Annotated in this window: 12 protein-coding genes; 6 read left to right on the forward strand and 6 right to left on the reverse strand. The window is 73.1% G+C overall.

The features are described 5' to 3' along the window. Positions 1-18: 18 nt before the first annotated feature. Together ABGB05_RS10415 and ABGB05_RS10420 are read right to left on the reverse strand one after the other, a co-directional pair. Positions 19-1,413 carry a hypothetical protein gene (locus ABGB05_RS10415; RefSeq protein ID WP_347653013.1) on the reverse strand — a complete coding sequence of 465 codons (1,395 nt, stop codon included), beginning with the start codon at positions 1,411-1,413 and terminating at the stop codon, positions 19-21. Beyond that, positions 1,394-3,790 (reverse strand): WD40 repeat domain-containing protein, encoded by a 2,397-nt coding sequence (locus ABGB05_RS10420; protein ID WP_347653014.1) that lies wholly within the window; start codon positions 3,788-3,790, stop codon positions 1,394-1,396. The genes ABGB05_RS10415 and ABGB05_RS10420 overlap by 20 nt, the downstream gene beginning before the upstream one ends. Positions 3,791-4,113: 323 nt before the next feature. Here ABGB05_RS10420 and ABGB05_RS10425 point away from each other — a divergent pair, with 323 nt between their 5' ends. After that, complete coding sequence (locus ABGB05_RS10425; RefSeq protein ID WP_347653015.1) at positions 4,114-4,476, forward strand: DsrE family protein; 363 nt, start codon at positions 4,114-4,116, stop codon at positions 4,474-4,476. 79 nt (positions 4,477-4,555) lie between these two features. Here the strand turns inward: ABGB05_RS10425 and ABGB05_RS10430 are convergent, their stop codons facing one another. Together ABGB05_RS10430 and ABGB05_RS10435 are read right to left on the reverse strand one after the other, a co-directional pair. Beyond that, positions 4,556-5,995: an amidohydrolase gene (locus ABGB05_RS10430; RefSeq protein ID WP_347653016.1), complete on the reverse strand. Its 1,440-nt coding sequence runs from the start codon at positions 5,993-5,995 to the stop codon at positions 4,556-4,558. A 312-nt stretch (positions 5,996-6,307) separates the two neighbouring features. Further along, positions 6,308-7,891: a methylmalonyl-CoA mutase family protein gene (locus ABGB05_RS10435; protein WP_347653017.1), complete on the reverse strand. Its 1,584-nt coding sequence runs from the start codon at positions 7,889-7,891 to the stop codon at positions 6,308-6,310. 320 nt (positions 7,892-8,211) lie between these two features. Here ABGB05_RS10435 and ABGB05_RS10440 point away from each other — a divergent pair, with 320 nt between their 5' ends. Then, positions 8,212-10,161 (forward strand): protein kinase, encoded by a 1,950-nt coding sequence (locus ABGB05_RS10440; RefSeq protein ID WP_347653018.1) that lies wholly within the window; start codon positions 8,212-8,214, stop codon positions 10,159-10,161. Positions 10,162-10,302: 141 nt separating this feature from the next. Further along, positions 10,303-11,973 (forward strand): phospho-sugar mutase, encoded by a 1,671-nt coding sequence (locus ABGB05_RS10445; RefSeq protein ID WP_347653019.1) that lies wholly within the window; start codon positions 10,303-10,305, stop codon positions 11,971-11,973. A 52-nt stretch (positions 11,974-12,025) separates the two neighbouring features. On the opposite strand, the gene ABGB05_RS10450 is transcribed toward ABGB05_RS10445, so the two are convergent. Continuing rightward, entirely contained in the window at positions 12,026-12,703 is a 678-nt protein-coding gene (locus tag ABGB05_RS10450) for a GPP34 family phosphoprotein (protein ID WP_347653020.1), read from the reverse strand. Between the two features lie 98 nt (positions 12,704-12,801). Further along, the gene (upp, locus tag ABGB05_RS10455) at positions 12,802-13,434 is read right to left on the reverse strand and encodes a uracil phosphoribosyltransferase (protein WP_347653021.1); all 633 of its coding nucleotides are present in this window, start codon (positions 13,432-13,434) and stop codon (positions 12,802-12,804) included. A 120-nt stretch (positions 13,435-13,554) separates the two neighbouring features. On the opposite strand from upp, the gene deoC reads away from it, so the two are divergent. Genes deoC through ABGB05_RS10470 form a run of 3 tightly spaced genes read left to right on the forward strand, consistent with a single transcriptional unit; the run spans position 13,555 to position 16,797 of the window. Beyond that, positions 13,555-14,514 carry a deoxyribose-phosphate aldolase gene (deoC, locus tag ABGB05_RS10460; protein WP_347653023.1) on the forward strand — a complete coding sequence of 320 codons (960 nt, stop codon included), beginning with the start codon at positions 13,555-13,557 and terminating at the stop codon, positions 14,512-14,514. Positions 14,515-14,516: 2 nt separating this feature from the next. Further along, entirely contained in the window at positions 14,517-15,968 is a 1,452-nt protein-coding gene (locus ABGB05_RS10465) for an aldehyde dehydrogenase family protein (protein ID WP_347653024.1), read from the forward strand. Then, positions 15,961-16,797 (forward strand): aldehyde dehydrogenase family protein, encoded by an 837-nt coding sequence (locus tag ABGB05_RS10470; RefSeq protein WP_347653025.1) that lies wholly within the window; start codon positions 15,961-15,963, stop codon positions 16,795-16,797. Before ABGB05_RS10465 ends, ABGB05_RS10470 begins: the two co-directional genes overlap by 8 nt. The last annotated feature ends 18 nt before the right edge of the window (positions 16,798-16,815 follow it).

The raw sequence follows: 16,815 nt of genomic DNA on the forward strand, positions 1-16,815 counted from the left end.
TCTCCTCGCGCCCCGCGCTCATGCCAACCCGTCCCCGGTCCCCGCGGGCGGCAGCACCAGCATCAGCTGGGCGACCGGCGAGAAGCTGCCGCCGGCGGCCTCGACCCGGTACAGACCGGGCCGGGGCAGCGCGAGCACGGCGGCCAGAGCACCGTCCCGGACCGCCAGCCGGGGCAGCGCCTCGATCTCCTCGGTGGTGACGTCCACGACCCGGCAGGAGACCGCCGCCGGGTCCTCCGCGAGTACGGTGACCGGGAACGGCTCGCCGGCGACCACGACGTCGGGCAGGTCGACCCCGACCGCCTCCTCCGGCGGTACGCCCAACGGCGGGCCGAGCGGGCGCTGGGTGATCACCGACCGGACATGTGCGACGGCCTCCTGGGACCGGGCCAGGGTCGCGTGGCTCTGCGGCAGGTAGGCGGGCCGGCTGCCCGGCCCGCCGGCGGCGTCCCGGTAGACCGTCGAGTCGCCCATCCGGTCCACCCGGTACAGGCCGCCGGCGCCGTCCGGCTCGCAGGTGTGGTGGCAGGGTTCGACCACCCCGGACCGGATCCGCAGGCTCTGCACCGTCGGCTGGCCCACCCCGACCACGGCGTGCAGTTCCGGCCCCTCCGACACCCCGGCGAGTTTGCCGGCCGTCAGGGCCGCCTGCTCCGCCAGGGTCACGTCGGCGCCGATCGCCGCGATGTCCGCCGGCCCGAGGAGCCGGCTGCCCGTGCCCTCGTCCACACACCGGTACGTCGGCAGCAGGTCGTACACGCCGGGAAGGGTGACCGCGAGTTCGCGGAGCCGCTGGCGGGGCAGCGGCAGCGGCCCACCCCGGCCGGCGGCGAGCAGTTGCACGGCCTTCGCCGCGCCGAAGAACGGCGTACCGAGGGTCACCATCGCCCGGACCAGGTCCGCGCCGCCCAGCACCGAGGTGAAGTACCGGGCGACCAGCCCGCCCATGGAGTGCGCGACGATCACCAGTCGGGCGTCGGGGCGGCCCTCGGGATGGGCGCGCCACCGTCGCAGGTGCGCCGAGGCCACATCGGCCAGTGCGCTCGCCGACCGGGCCACCGGCAGCCGCCAGTCGTACGGGAACGCGACGACCGCGTCCGGGTGTGCGACGGCGGCGCGTACCCCACGGAGCAGGTCCCGGTAGGGTTCGACGCCGCGCAGTACGGGGGCGAACGCCGGGGTACGCAGCAGTCCGGTCGCCCGTACCCGGACCGGTCCGGTCCCGGCCAGTTCCGCCTCGGTGACCCGCAACGCGGCGAGTCCCCGGCCCGACGCCCACGCCGAGACGTACCAGCGCGGGTCGGTCAGCCCCCAGAGCACCCGCCCGGTGTCGGCGTCGACCAGTTCGCTGCCCATGATCCCGGGCACCACGATCACCGCGTCGCGGCTCACGTCACGCGCCAGCGCCGGCATCCCACCTCCTCCCGCCCCGGCCCGGGGTCAACCGGGTCGGGTCCAGTTCCAGCACCAGCAGGCCGACCTCACAGCCGATCACCAGCCGCAACCCGACCGAGGTCAGGTCCGCGACGTCGAGGTCGAGCGAGAGTACGTGCAACTGTCGGCCGTCGGTCGGGTCCCAGAGCCGGACGCTGCCGTCGATGCTGCCGCTCACCACGAGCGGGTGGCCGCCCGGCACCCGCACCGTCGCCAGCGCGGTCACCCAGCTGGTGTGCCCGAACAGCGGCCCACCGATCGGCTGACCGTTGACCGGGTCCCACAACCGTACGGTCCGGTCGTCGCTGCCGCTCACCAGCACGGTCCGGGCCGGCGGCAGGAACAACGCGGCGAGCGTGCTCACCCCGCCGGTGTGACCGACCAGCGGTTGCCGCAGCGGCATACCGGTCACCGGATCCCAGAGCCGGACGGTGGCGTCGTACCCGGCGCTGGCCAGGATCGGCTCCCCCTGCGGGGTCACCGTCGCCACCAGGGCGCTCACCGCGCTGGTGTGCCCGAGCAGCGGCTCGCCGAGCGGGGCCCCGGTACGCGGGTCCCAGAGCCGGACCGTGGTGTCGTCGCTGCCGCTGGCCAGCAACGTACGCCCGTCCGGCAGCGGCACCGGGGCCACGCTGGTGACCCAGCTCGAGTGGCCGACCAGCGGCCCGCCGACGGGGCAGCCGCTGACCGGGTCCCAGAGTCGCAGCGTCCCGTCGTAGCTCCCGCTGGCCACGATGTTGCGCCCGTCGGGCAGCGGCACGGCGGCGAGCGCCCGGACCCAGTCCCGGTGGCCGACGAACGGACCACCGATCGGGTCGCCGGTCGCCGGCTCCCAGAGCCGTACCTGGCCGTTGAAGCCGCCGGTGGCGAGCAGGGCGCGGCCGTTGCCGAAGGTGACGGCGGTGACCGAGCCGACGGTCTGGAGCTGGCTGGTCAGTGGTCGGCTGGCGAGCTGGCCGGTGGTCAGGTCCCACAGCCGCAGGGTGTGGTCGGCGCTGCCGGTGGCCAGCAGGGACCGGCCGTCCGGCAGTTCGACGGAGACCGCGGCGCTGACCGTGTCGGTGTGCCCGGTGAGCGGGTCGCCGAAGGTCGAACCGGTGGCGGGATCCCAGAGCCAGACCGTGTTGTCGTCGCTGCCGCTGGCCACCACCGGCCGGCCGTCGTCGAGCCGGACCACGGCGATCGCGACGATCGGGCCGGTGTGTCCGGCGAACACGCCGACCGGCTCCGGCCCGGCGGAGGTGTCCCAGAGCCGGACCCGGGCGTCCATGCTGCCGGTGGCGAGCAACCGTCGCCCGTCCGCGGCCTCGAACGTGGCGATCGCGCTGACCGGACCGGCGTCCGCGACGAGGACGGTGCCGCCGGCCGTCGGGTCGGCCGGGTCCCACCACCGTACGGTGTGGTCGGTGCTCCCGCTGAGCAGCAGGTCCGGGCCGTCGGGGCGGGGCAGCACGGTCAGGGCGCGCACCTGCCCGCGGTGCCCCGTGCGGGGGGCGCCGACCGGTTCTCCGGTGGCCGGGTCCCAGAATCGGATGACCCCGTCCTCCCCGCCGCTGACCAGCCGGTCCCGACCGTCCGGTCCGGCCAGTCGGGTCAACGCGGTCACCGCGCCACCGTGCGCCCGCAGTGTTCCGGTCAGCCGTCCGGCGGCCGGGTCCCACAGCCGGACGGTGCCGTCGGCGCCACCGCTGGCCAACCGGGTACGGCCGTCCGCCAGCCGGGTGGCGGCCAGGGTCAGGACCGCACCACCCGCGCCGTCCAGCGGTTCCCCGACCGGCTGACCGGTGATCGGGTTCCACAGCCGTACCGTGCCGTCGAGACTGCCGCTGGCGAGCAGGGCACGACCGTCGGCGAGCCCGACCGGGGCCAGTGCCCGTACCCCCCTGCCGTGTCCGGTGAGCACCACGTGCAGCGGGTCGCGGCGCAGCCGGGACCAGCGCAGCCGCCACCGGCCACGACCCTCGTCCGGTACCGCCGGGGCCTGTCCGGTCGAGCGGGCCGCCGCCACCGCGCGTACCACCCCGCGCTCGGGCGGCTCCACCAGGGACAGTCGATGGCTGGCGACCAGCGCACCAGCTATCTGCGCCGGCAGGTCGGCCCGGCCGAACTCGGTACGCAGCACCTCGGCGGCGACCGCGCTCGGGGCCAACTCGTCCAGCACGTCGGGTTCGCAGGCCAGTTCGGACCAGATCCCGGCCTCGGCCACGTGTTCGGCGAGGTAGCGGACCACGTACGGGTTGGGCGCGGCCGGCAGGCCGGTCCGGACCATCCCGATGAGCGCGCGGGAGATCGCGCGGTGCCGGTCGGCCAGCACGTCCGCCCCGGCCGGCGACGACGGTGGTGGTTCGGTCAGCACCGGACCGGCCCGGGAGGCTGGCGGGTGTGGTGGCTGGACGGCATGTGGGAGGCCCTCCGAGCGGCGGTCGGCTCGACAAACCGGGCGAACAGCCCGTGCAATCCCCGTGAGGACAAAGTGTTCCAAGTGGAGGCGTGCTCAACAAGCGCCCGTCCGGCGATGAAAGCGACAACGTTTCGCTATCGGACGATGACCGACGGTCTGCCGGTATCGACGATCATTCTCTGGCCGACGCACCGCCGGCGCCCGGCGCCGCCACCCGGTCCCGTCGACGGGACCGCACAGTGGAGCCGGTACCCCCGCGACATGGCTACCCTCAGGTAATGCCTCGTTCGCTGGTCGTGAAGGTGACGGTGGACATGCGGGAGGCGCCGGAGCGCTGCGCCCTGGCCTTCGTCTCCGCCGCCGAAGCCGCCGCCGCCGGGACCGTGGTCTCGTTCTGGCTCGCCGGCGACGCCAGCTGGTTCGCCCTGCCCGGCCGGACGGACGGCATCGAGATACCCGACGCCGCGCCGCTGGGGGAACTGCTCGGCACGCTCACCACCGGCAGCCGGGTGACCCTCTGCAAACACTGCGCCAACCGCCGGGAGATCACCGCCGGGGCGCTCTGCCCCGGGGTACGGATGGCCGGTGCCCCGGTCTTCGTCGAGGAGTGCCTGCACGCGACCCGGGCCGTGGTCTACTGACCGATCGGTTCACCCGGGCGGCCGACGCGCCCGGGACCGACCGGTCCGCCGGTTTCCGCGGAGCCCGTCCGGTACCCGCTTACCGACCGGGCGTGGCCAACGCGGTGAGTGCCGTCTGCACCAGCACACGTACGCCACAGTCGATCGACCGCTCGTCGACGTCGAAGTTGGACTGGTGGATGTCGAGCGGCTCGGCTCCGGCGATGCCGGTGCCGAGCCGCAGCATCGAGGCCGGCACCTGCTCGGCGTAGAAGGCGAAGTCCTCGCCGCCCATGCTGATCTCGGCCTCCACCACCCGGTCCGGGCCGAGCGCGACACCCACGGCGGCGGTGGCGACGGCGGTCGCGGTGGGGTCGTTGATCACCGGTGGCACGCCACGGATGTAGTTGATCTCCACTTCGACGCCGGTACCGGCGACCACGTCCCGGATCAGCTGGGTCACCAGGTCCGGCACCTGTCGCCAGGTCTCCCGGCTGAGTACCCGGACGGTCGCCCGCGCGACCCCCTCGATCGGGATGGTGTTGGGCGCCTCGCCGGCCCGAACCGCCCCGAAGACCATCGACACCCCGGCCCGCGGGTCGACCCTTCGGGCCAGCAGCGCCGGCGCGTCCACCACGACCCGACCGAGCGCGTGCACCAGGTCGGCGGTGAGGTGCGGCCGGGCGGTGTGCCCGCCCCGGCCGAGCAGGCGGACCTCGACCAGGTCCGAGGCGGCCGTGATCGGACCCGGGCGGATCCCGACGTAGCCGGTCGGGATGTGCGGCGCACAGTGCAACGCGAAGATCATTTCCGCGTCGGTCAGCGCCCCGGCGGCGATCATCTGGGGTGCGCCCAGCGGCGCGTGCTCCTCGGCGGGCTGGAAGAGCAGCCGGACCCGACCGGTCAGCATGTCGTTCGCGGCGAGCTGGGCCAGCACCTGACCGGCACCGAGCAGCATCGTGGTGTGTACGTCGTGTCCACACGCGTGGGTCACCCCGGGCACCGTCGACCGGTACGGGACGTTCTTGGTGTCCGGCAGCGGCAGGGCGTCCAGATCGGCGCGGAGCGCGATCACCCGGTCCCCGCTCCCGACCTCACAGATGACCCCGTTCCCGCCGGCGAGCAGGCGTGGTTCGAGCCCCACCGCGGCGAGTTCCTGGGCGACCAGCGCGGCGGTCTGGAACTCCTGGTGCGAGAGCTCGGGATGCGCGTGGATGTGTCGACGGATCGCCACCAGGTGACCACCCCGGGCGGCCAGCCACCGGTCGAGGCAGCCCTGCGCGGTCACCTCACCCGACAAGCTCTCCGACAGCGGCGAGCCGGGTCCCCCGGGCGGCGGCACGGCCAACATACTTGCACTTGTCACGTCGAATTCTCGATCACTGTGAATGGAATGGGACTCCGACAGCCTAAACCGCCGATGGTGACGCTGCGCAACCTCGTTCTGGTGATGATCAGACAGCACAGCGTCACGAAATCCCTGGTAGGAGCGTTCGGCGGCGTACGGGTAGCTGCTCAAGCCACCCTCGGAAGCCGCCATCTGTCCCACACCTCCTACAACGCGTGACGGAATCGCCGGTCACGATCCCGACCCGGAGTCAGGTCACCTGCCCGGAATGTCGCACCATCCGGGCGGTTTCCCGAGACCGGCGACCACGATCGCCGACCGGCACCGTGTGGGTGACAGGGATCTGCATCCTGACAGGCCGGGCCGGAGACGGTACGGACAGGATGTCCGTCACCGTGCCCACCCGACCCATTCCGGCGGCTTACCCCGAATGCCGCCGGAACATTCCCGCCGCCGCGTCGGTGCTGGTCGCCCGGGCCCGTCGGTGCCGCCCGCCCCGGCCTGTCAGAACTGGTCGCTGGGCCGGTACGTGCCCCAGACCTCGCGCAGCACCCCGCACACCTCGCCGACGGTGGCCCGGGCCCGCAGCGCCTCCCGCATCGGGTAGAGCACGTTCCCGGTCCCGGAGGCGGCGGTACGCAGTTCGTCCAACGTCCGCCGCACCGCCTCCGCGTCGCGCTCGGCGCGCAGCCGGGCGAGCCGCTCGACCTGGGCCGCCTCGATCGCCGGGTCGACCCGGAGCGGCTCGTACGGCTCCTCCTCGTCCACGGTGAACCGGTTGACCCCGACCACCACCCGGTCCCCGGACTCGATCTCCTGCGCCACCCGGTACGCCGAGGTCTCGATCTCCCGCTTCTGGAAGCCCGCCTCGATCGCTTCCACCGCCGAACCGTAATCGGCGACCCGGGCCATCAGCTCCCGAACCCCGGTCTCGATCTCGTCGGTCATCGCCTCGACCACGTACGAGCCGGCGAACGGGTCGACCGTGCTGGTCAGGTCGGTCTCGTACGCCAGCACCTGCTGGGTCCGCAGGGCCAGCCGGGCGGCCTTCTCGGTCGGCAGCGCGATCGCCTCGTCGAAGCTGTTGGTGTGCAGCGACTGGGTGCCGCCGAGCACCGCCGCGAGGCCCTGCACCGCGACCCGGACCAGGTTCACCTCGGGTTGCTGCGCAGTCAGCTGCACCCCGGCGGTCTGGGTGTGGAAGCGCAGCATCAGCGACTTCGGGTCCCGGGCGCCGAACTCGTCGCGCATCAGCGCGGCCCAGATCCGCCGGGCGGCCCGGAACTTCGCCACCTCCTCCAGCAGCGTGGTCCGGGCGACGAAGAAGAACGACAGTCGGGGGGCGAAGTCGTCGACGGCCAGCCCGGCGGCGAGCGCGGCCCGGACGTACGCGATCCCGTTGGCCAGGGTGAAGGCGATCTCCTGCACCGGGGTCGCCCCGGCCTCCGCCATGTGGTAGCCGGAGATGGAGATGGTGTTCCACTTCGGCACCTCGGCCCGGCAGTACGCGAAGGTGTCGGCGACCAGCCGCAGCGACGGCTTCGGCGGGAAGATGTACGTCCCCCGGGCGATGTACTCCTTGAGGATGTCGTTCTGGATGGTGCCGTTGAGCGCCGTACCGGCCACCCCGGACTCCTCCGCCACGAGCTGGTAGAGCAGCAGCAGCACCGAACCGGGCGCGTTGATCGTCATGGAGGTGGAGACCCTGTCCAGCGGGATCCCGGCGAACAGGGTCCGCATGTCCTCGATGGAGTCGATCGCCACCCCGACCTTGCCGACCTCGCCGTGCGCGATCGGGTGGTCGGAGTCGTACCCCATCTGGGTGGGCAGGTCGAAGGCGACGGAGAGGCCCATCGTGCCGGCGGCGAGCAGCTGGTGGTAGCGGGCGTTGGATTCGGTGGCGGTCCCGAAGCCGGCGTACTGCCGCATGGTCCACGGCCGCGACGTGTACATCGTCGGGTACACCCCCCGGGTGTACGGGAACCGCCCCGGCGCGCCAAGCCGCTCGTCCAGCCCGGCCGGTACGTCGGCGGCCCCGTAGACCGCCTTGATCGGGAATCCGGACTCGCTCAACCGACCTTCACTCATGACCGGCATGGTAGATCCCAGCTTTCGGGACGGCGCACGTGAGCGGGGCGACGGTGACCGGTCCGGCACCGCCGGGCACCGGAGCCGGCCGCCCGGCGAACCGGGAGAGATGCCCGACGGACCGGGGAATCGGACACCGGGTCGGGAACCGGGTGAGTGATCCGGCACTCCCGGTGAAAAAAACGAGCGGTCCGTGAAGAGATCAACACATACGGTCGACTTCTGCCATACTCCGCCGGTTGTCTTTCCCTTCTGCGGTCGGAACCCGCAATATAGGGGGGTTCTGTCCTGTGCCCCTCAATTCTCTCGGTGGCTCTTCTGTGACTCAGATCCCGACGTGGAGTGGCGGACCGGTCAATCCCCCGAACGGACGCGCGGCACCCGGCATCACCATCGGTGGCCGATACTCGCTGCGGGCCGCGGTCGGCCACGGCGGCATGGGCACGGTGTGGCGTGCCGCCGACACGCTGCTGCGCCGCGACGTGGCGGTCAAGGAGGTCGTGCTCCCCGCGGGGCTCGCCCCCAGCGACCGCGACGCGATGTACCAGCGCACCCTGCGCGAAGCCCGGGCCGCCGCGGCCCTGCAACACCCCGCCGTCGTCCAGGTCTACGACGTGGTGACCGAGGCCGGACGGCCCTGGATCGTGATGGAGCTGCTCGACTCGCGCAGCCTCGCCGACATGGTGATCGAGGACGGGCCGCTGGCCCAGCGCGCGGTCGCCAAGATCGGTATCGCCCTGCTCGGTGCACTGGAGGTGGCGCACGCGAGCGGCGTACTGCACCGGGACGTGAAGCCGGCGAACGTGCTGATCTGTTCCGACGGCCGGTGCGTGCTCACCGACTTCGGCGTGGCCCGGATGCCGACCGACGTCCAGCTGACCACCCCCGGCATGGTGCTCGGCTCCCCGCACTTCATCTCGCCGGAGCGGGCGATGGGCCAGGACTTCGGCCCACCCAGCGACCTCTTCTCGCTCGGCGTCACCCTCTACACCGCGGTGGAGGGCCGGCCCCCGTTCGACAAGGGCGACCCGATCGAGACCATGCACGCCGTGGTGGAGGACCCGCCGGCGCCGCCCACCCGGTCCGGCCCGCTGACCCGGGTGCTGATGGGACTGCTCGAGAAGGACCCGGCCCGCCGGCTGGACGTCACCGCCGCCCGGACGATGCTCCGCGAACTCCTGGCCGGACCGCTGGCCAGCAAGGCCGCCGGCCACCTGGTCACCGACCCGTACGCGGTGGTGCCGGCCCAACGGTCGCCGTGGCAGCAGCCGGACGCCCCGGGGCAACAACCCGGCGACCCGACACCCGGCCAGCCCCGCCCCCGGTCGGGCACCGAGATCGGCGGCACGGCCATGCTCGCCCCCGGCGAGTCCCTCGCCGACCGGATCGCCCGCAGCACCGCCGCCGCGACCCCCAACGGGACCCGTTCCCCGAACAGCGGCCCGAATCCGGCCGACGCGCCGACCGGGGTGATGCCGGCCGCCGGTGCCGGCCGCTGGGTCAGTTCACCGAGCCGCGGCCCGCTGGACACGCCGACCGGGGCGATGGCCGGGCCGGCCGACCGCCCCGGCACGGTGCACGTCGCCAGCGGCGGCGGCCTGGGCCGGGTCACCTCCGGAGCCCGCGGCGCCGGCGGCAACCTGGTGCGGACCGTCAAGGGCTGGCCGCGTCAGCTGCAGCTCGCCGCCGCCGGCGGGGTCGCCGTGGTGCTGCTGCTCGGCATCCTGGTGCTCTCGCTCGGCGGCGGCGAGGAGCCGGGCGGGACCGGCACCCCGCCGCAGGCCGGCGGATCCCCGGACACGGTCGCCGCCGCCTTCCCCACCCAGACGCACAGCGAACGCGGCGTCGCGATCAACGTGCCGAAGGGCTGGAAGAAGAACGGGCCGAAGAACGCCGTCTACGTCGACTACACCGACCCCGAGGACGCCGGCCGCCGGGTTCGGATCCTGGTGGAGAAGGCGGGTTCCAGCACCCAGCCAATGTCGTTCCTCAGGAGCGCCGGCACCCGCCTGTCGCAGAACTCGCAGAGCTGCGCCAAACCGTACGAGCAGGTCGGACTGACCGAGGCGGAGGTGGCCGGCGAGCCGTCGGCAGAGCTGGAGTACACCTGCGGTGACGGTGACAAGAAGCGACACGGCGTCTGGCGGGCAGTCGTCGCGGACGGCAAGGTCTTCTCGTTCTACCTGACCACCCCGGACGCACGATTCGAGGAGAGCAAGGGGATCTTCGACGAGATGGTCGGCTCGTTCAAGCTGACCAACGCGGGCTGAACCCGGGCGCGGTGACCGGCGGACGTATCCCCGGGCGCCACGCCCGGCCCGGCCCGCCACGTGCCCGTTTCACGCCGGTTGTGTCGGGCTGTCCCGGGGTCGGTCCCGGCGACCCGCCGGCCGGCGTGCTATCAAGTCGGGATGGCGGCTGAACTCACCGAGCTGGACGACCTCCGCGCCCGTACCCAGGCCTGGATCGACGACGATCCCGACCCGGCCACCCGCGACGACCTACGGCAGCTGCTCGACCGGCTGCCGGCGAGCGCGGCCGAGCTGGCCGACCGGTTCGCCGGGCCGCTGACCTTCGGCACCGCCGGCCTGCGCGGCCCGCTGCGGGCCGGCCCGAACGGGATGAACCTCGCCGTCGTCACCCAGGCGGCGGCCGGGCTGGTCGGCTGGCTCGCGGCCCGCGACACCCCCGGCCCGCTGATCATCGGGTACGACGCCCGGCACGGCTCGAAGGCGTTCGCCGAACGGACCGCCCGGGTCGCCACCGGGGCCGGCCGGCCGGCGCTGCTGCTCCCCCGCCCCCTGCCCACCCCGGTGCTGGCGTACGCGGTCCGGGCCCTCGGCGGGGTCGCCGGGGTGATGGTCACCGCCAGCCACAACCCGCCCCAGGACAACGGCTACAAGGTCTACCTCGGCACGGAACTCGGTGGGGCCCGGGGCGCCGGCGCCCAGATCGTGCCGCCGGTCGACGCCGAGATCGAGGAGGCGATCCGCACCGTCGGCCCGCTGGCGGCGGTGCCGCTCGGGCCGGGCGGCGAGGTGCTCGGTGACGACGTCACCGCCGGGTACGTCCGGGCCGCCGCCGCGGTGATCGCCCCGGACGGGCCCCGGGACCTGACCATCGCCTACACCCCGCTGCACGGGGTGGGGGCGGCGGTGCTCACCTCGGTCTTCGCCCGGGCCGGATTCGGGGTGCCCGGGGTGGTGCCGGAGCAGGCCGAGCCGGACCCGGACTTCCCGACCGTCCCCTTCCCCAACCCGGAGGAGCCAGGCGCGACGGACCGGCTGATCGCGCTGGCCCGCACCATCGACGCCGACCTGGCGATCGCCAACGACCCGGACGCCGACCGGTGCGCGGTGGCGATCCCGGACCCGGTCCGGGGCTGGCGGATGCTGCACGGCGACGAGGTGGGCGTACTCCTCGCCGACCAGTTGATCCGGCGTGGCCGGGCCGGGCTGTACGCCACCACGATCGTGTCGTCGTCCCTGCTCGGCGCGGTGTGCGAGGCGCGCGGTGTGCCGTACGCCGAGACCCTCACCGGGTTCAAGTGGATCGTCCGGGCCGAGTCCGGGGACGCCGAACTGACGTACGGCTACGAGGAGGCGCTCGGCTACTGCGTGGCGCCCGGACAGGTCCGGGACAAGGACGGGATCACCGCCGCGCTGACCGTCGCCGAGCTGGCGGCGACCCTGAAGGCACAGGGGCGCACCGTCGCCGACCGGTTGGACGAGTTGGCGGGCGAGTTCGGGGTGCACCTGACCGACCAGCTCTCGGTCCGGGTCGACGACCTGAGCGAGATCGGGGCCGCGATGACGTACATCCGGACCAAAACCCCGGGCACGCTGCTGGACGAGCCGGTCACCTCGGTCGAGGACCTCGCGCCCGAGGCGGACGTGCTGATCCTGCGTACCGCCAACGCCCGGGTGGTGATCCGGCCCTCCGGCACGGAACCGAAGCTGAAGGCGTACCTGGAGGTGGTGGAGCCGGTCGTCGACGGTGACCTGCCGGCGGCCCGGGAGCGCGCGGCGGCCTCGGTACGGGCGCTGCGCACCGAGACGGCGGCGGCGCTCGGCATCTGGTAGGCGCGGCCGTTGGCGTCGCCGGTGGCCCGGGCCGGGCCACCGGCGACGGTGTTCAGGCGCGGGTGCCGAGCGCGGTCTCGATGGCCCGGGAGAGCGCGGCGATGACCAGTGCCACCGACGGGCGGATGGTCGACTCCTCCAGGCTGACGCCGTCGGCGAAGCCGGCGCCGCGGGCGATCTCCAGCAGCCGGTTGCGGGCGTCCTCGGCGGCCGGCCCGGTCAGCCCGAGGCTCGGCTCGACCCGGATCGCCGCCATCACCGCGGCGAGCGCGGCGGTCCGCTCGTCCGGGGCCCGCTCCCCGGTGAGCGCGTCGACCAGCCGGCCGCGGATCTCCGCCTCGACGGACGGGTCCAGTACCGGGTAGCGGTGCACGTGGATGTGGTCGAGCCGGGTCTCGTCGACGTCGCTGATCACACCCCGGGCGCAGAGGTCGCCGAGGATCCGGTCGCGCAGCCCGTGCCGGAGCCGCTGCAGCCAGGAGGCCGGCGTGTGCGGGGTGTCCGCCGCGATCCGGGCGAGTACGTCGTCGGCGATCGGATCGCCGGTCGGGGTGGGGTCGGTGACCACCAGCGAACCGTCGGAGAAGGCGAGCCGGCCGGCGAGTGCCAGGTCGACCAGGACGGCGGCGGCCATGCCGAGGTCGAGTCCGATCCGGGAGCCGGTCGCCTTGCCGGATTTGTCGTCATAGCCGAGCAGCAGCAACTCCTCGGCCAACCCAACACCTGTCATGGCCCGGAACGGTAGCCGGTCCGGGCCAGCCGTGCATGCGTCCCGGCCGTCGGTGTCCCGATGGTGACCGGAAGTGGCCCGGCCACCACGACGACGGTTCAGAACCGGGGCATGCCGCCGAACTGCCGGTCGCCGGCGTCGCCGAGGCCGGGCACGATGAACATCTTCTCGTTGAGCCGCTCGTCGATGGCGGCGGTGACCAGCCGCAGCGGCAGACCGGAACGCTCCAGCCGCTCGATGCCGGTCGGCGCGGCCAGTACGCAGAGCACGGTGATGTCGGTACAGCCCCGGTCGGCGAGCAGCCGGCAGCAGTGCTCCAGCGACCCTCCGGTGGCCAGCATCGGGTCCAGGACCAGCACCGGCCGGCCGGTCAGGTCGGTCGGCAGCGACTCCATGTAGGCGCGGGGCTCGTAGGTGTGCTCGTCGCGGGCCAGCCCGACAAAACCCATCGAGGACTCGGGCAGCAGCGCCAGCGCCGAGTCGGCCATCCCGAGCCCGGCCCGGAGCACCGGGACCAGCAGCGGCGGGTTCGCCAGCCGGATGCCCCGGGTCGAGGTCACCGGCGTCTCGATCGGGAAGGTCTCGACCGGGAACGAGCGCGCGGCCTCGTACACCAGCATGGTGGTGAGTTCGTGCAGCGCGGCGCGGAACGACGCCGAGTCGGTCCGGGCATCGCGCATCACGGTCAGCCGTGTCTGGGCCACGGGATGGTCTACGACGAGTACGTCCACGGTCGCTCAACCTACTAGTAACCGGGTGGGGCCGGACCCGCCGGTCGGGGCGGGCCCCTCGTCCGGCACCGCGGATATGGCCAAGATCACACCGCCGCGCCGGTGCGTATGCTTGCCCGCATGACGGCGACAACGGCGTCGGCGCGGTCCGACCTTTCCGAGGTGGGCCGCTCCGAGGCGACCCTGCGGAGCTTCCTGCACGGCCTGCCCGGGGTGGACCAGGTCGGCGCGGAGCAACGGGCGGCGATGCTCGGCACCCGCTCGATCAAGACCACCGCCAAGGCGTGGGCGATCGACCTGGCGATCCGGATGGTCGACCTGACCACCCTGGAGGGCGCCGACACCCCGGGCAAGGTCCGCGGCCTGGCCGCGAAGGCGCTGCGGCCGGACCCGGCCGACCCGTCGTGTCCGGCGGTCGGCGCGCTCTGCGTCTACCCGACGATGGTCCCGGTCGCCGCACCGGTCCTCGCCGGCAGCGGCGTGCACCTGGCCAGCGTGGCGACCGCGTTCCCGTCCGGTCAGGCCCCGCTGGAGATCCGGCTCGCCGACACCCGGGCGGCGGTGGCCGCCGGCGCCGACGAGATCGACATGGTGATCAACCGGGGTGCTTTCCTCTCCGGCCGCTACGGCGAGGTCTTCGACGAGATCGTCGCGGTCAAGGCGGCCTGCGGGGACGCCCACCTCAAGGTCATCCTGGAGACCGGCGAACTGGTCACCTACGACAACGTCCGCCGGGCCTCCTGGCTGGCGATGCTGGCCGGCGCCGACTTCGTCAAGACCTCGACCGGCAAGGTGCCGGTGGCCGCGACCCTGCCGGTCACCCTGGTCATGCTGGAGGCGGTCCGCGACTTCCGGGACGCCACCGGCCGGGTCGTCGGGGTCAAGCCGGCCGGCGGCATCCGGACCACCAAGGACGCGATCAAGTACCTGGTGCTGGTCAACGAGACCGCGGGCGAGGAGTGGCTGCACCCCGACCGGTTCCGGTTCGGCGCCTCCAGCCTCCTCAACGACCTGCTGATGCAGCGCACCAAGCTGACCACCGGCGTCTACTCCGGTCCCGACTACTTCACCCTGGACTGACGATGTTCGAATACTCCCCCGCGCCGGAGTCGCGCGCCGTGGTGGACCTCAAGCCGTCGTACGGCCTGTTCATCAACGGCGAGTTCGTCGACGGCGAGGATCGTGACGTCGAGACCGGTGGTGGCGGCACCATCAAGTCGGTCAACCCGGCCACCGAGGAGGTGCTGGCCGAGGTCACCGAGGCCGGCCGGGCCGACGTGGACCGCGCGGTCCGGGCCGCCCGGCGCGCCTACGACGAGGTGTGGGGCCGGATGCCGGGCCGGGACCGGGCGAAGTACCTGTTCCGGATCGCCCGGATCATCCAGGAACGGGCCCGGGAACTGGCCGTGCTGGAGTCGCTGGACAACGGCAAGCCGATCCGGGAGTCCCGGGACGTCGACATCCCGCTGGTCGCGGCCCACTTCTTCTACTACGCAGGCTGGGCGGACAAACTCGGCCACGCCGGCCTCGGCCCCGACCCGCGTCCGCTCGGCGTCGCCGGCCAGGTCATCCCGTGGAACTTCCCGCTGCTGATGCTGGCCTGGAAGGTCGCCCCGGCGCTGGCCACCGGAAACACCGTGGTGCTGAAGCCGGCCGAGACCACCCCGCTGACCGCACTGCTCTTCGCCGAGATCTGCCAGCAGGCCGACCTGCCGCCGGGCGTGGTCAACATCGTCACCGGGGCCGGCGAGACCGGCCGGGCCGTGGTCGAGCACCCGGGCGTCGACAAGGTGGCGTTCACCGGCTCGACCGAGGTCGGCCGGCAGATCGCCCGGGCGGTGGCCGGCACCCGCAAGAAGCTCACCCTGGAGCTCGGCGGCAAGGCGGCCAACATCGTCTTCGACGACGCGGCGATCGACCAGGCCGTCGAGGGGATCGTCAACGGCATCTTCTTCAACCAGGGCCACGTCTGCTGCGCCGGCTCCCGGCTGCTGGTCCAGGAGTCGGTGTACGACGAGGTGCTCGCCGCGCTCAAGCGCCGGATGGCCCGACTGCGGGTCGGTGACCCGCTGGACAAGAACACCGACATCGGGGCGATCAACTCCGCCGCCCAACTGGAGCGGATCCGGGAACTCTCCGCCAGCGGCAGCGCCGAGGGCGCGGAACGCTGGTCCCCGCCGTGTGAACTGCCGGACCAGGGCTTCTGGTTCGCCCCGACCATCTTCACCGGGGTCAGCCAGGCACACCGGATCGCCCGGGAGGAGATCTTCGGCCCGGTGCTGTCGGTGCTGACCTTCCGTACCCCGGCCGAGGCGGTGGAGAAGGCGAACAACACGCCGTACGGGCTGTCGGCCGGGATCTGGACCGAGAAGGGTTCCCGGATCCTCTGGACGGCCGACCGGCTGCGGGCCGGGGTGGTCTGGGCGAACACCTTCAACAAGTTCGACCCGACCTCGCCGTTCGGCGGTTACCGGGAGTCGGGTTACGGCCGTGAGGGCGGCCGGCACGGGCTGGAGGCGTACCTCAATGTCTGAGCGGGTCGCGGTACGCAAGACGTACAAGCTCTTCATCGGCGGGAAGTTCCCGCGCAGCGAGTCGGGGCGGTCGTATCTGGTGGACTCGACGGACGGCGGCACCAACGTGGCACTCGCCTCCCGCAAGGACGTCCGGGACGCCGTGCTGGCGGCCCGGGCGGCGGTGAAGGGCTGGTCGGGTACGACCGCGTACAACCGGGGTCAGATCCTCTACCGGGTCGCCGAGATGCTGGAGGGGCGGCGGGACCAGTTCGTCGGGCTCGGGGTGCCGGCGGCCGAGGTCGACGAGGCGATCGACCGCTGGGTCTGGTACGCCGGCTGGTCCGACAAGATCACTCAGGTGCACGGCAACGCCAACCCGGTCGCCGGGCCGTACTTCAACCTCTCCGCCCCCGAGCCGACCGGGGTGGTCGGCGTGCTCGCCCCGGCCGAGCCGGCGCTGCTCGGGCTGGTCAGCGTGGTGGCCCCGGCGATCGTCACCGGCAACACGGTGGTGGTGCTGGTCGCCGAGAACGCGCCGCTGCCGGCGGTGACCCTGGCCGAGGTGCTGGCCACCTCCGACCTGCCCGGCGGGGTGGTCAACCTGCTCACCGGCCGGCCCGCCGAGACCGCGCCCTGGCTCGCCGGCCACATGGACGTGAACGCCCTCGACCTGACCGGGGCGACCGACCCGGAGTTCGCCACCGAACTGGAACGGGCCGCCGCCGGCAACCTCAAGCGGGTGCTGCGCCCGCCGGCCGGTCCGGTCGACTGGTCCGCCGACCCGGGCATCGGCCGGATGACCGCGTTCCTGGAGACCAAGACCGTCTGGCACCCCAAGGGGGTGTAAGGGGGGTTTTCTCCCTGA

It is taken from the genome of Plantactinospora sp. B5E13 (assembly GCF_039871775.1).
Taxonomy (GTDB): domain Bacteria; phylum Actinomycetota; class Actinomycetes; order Mycobacteriales; family Micromonosporaceae; genus Plantactinospora.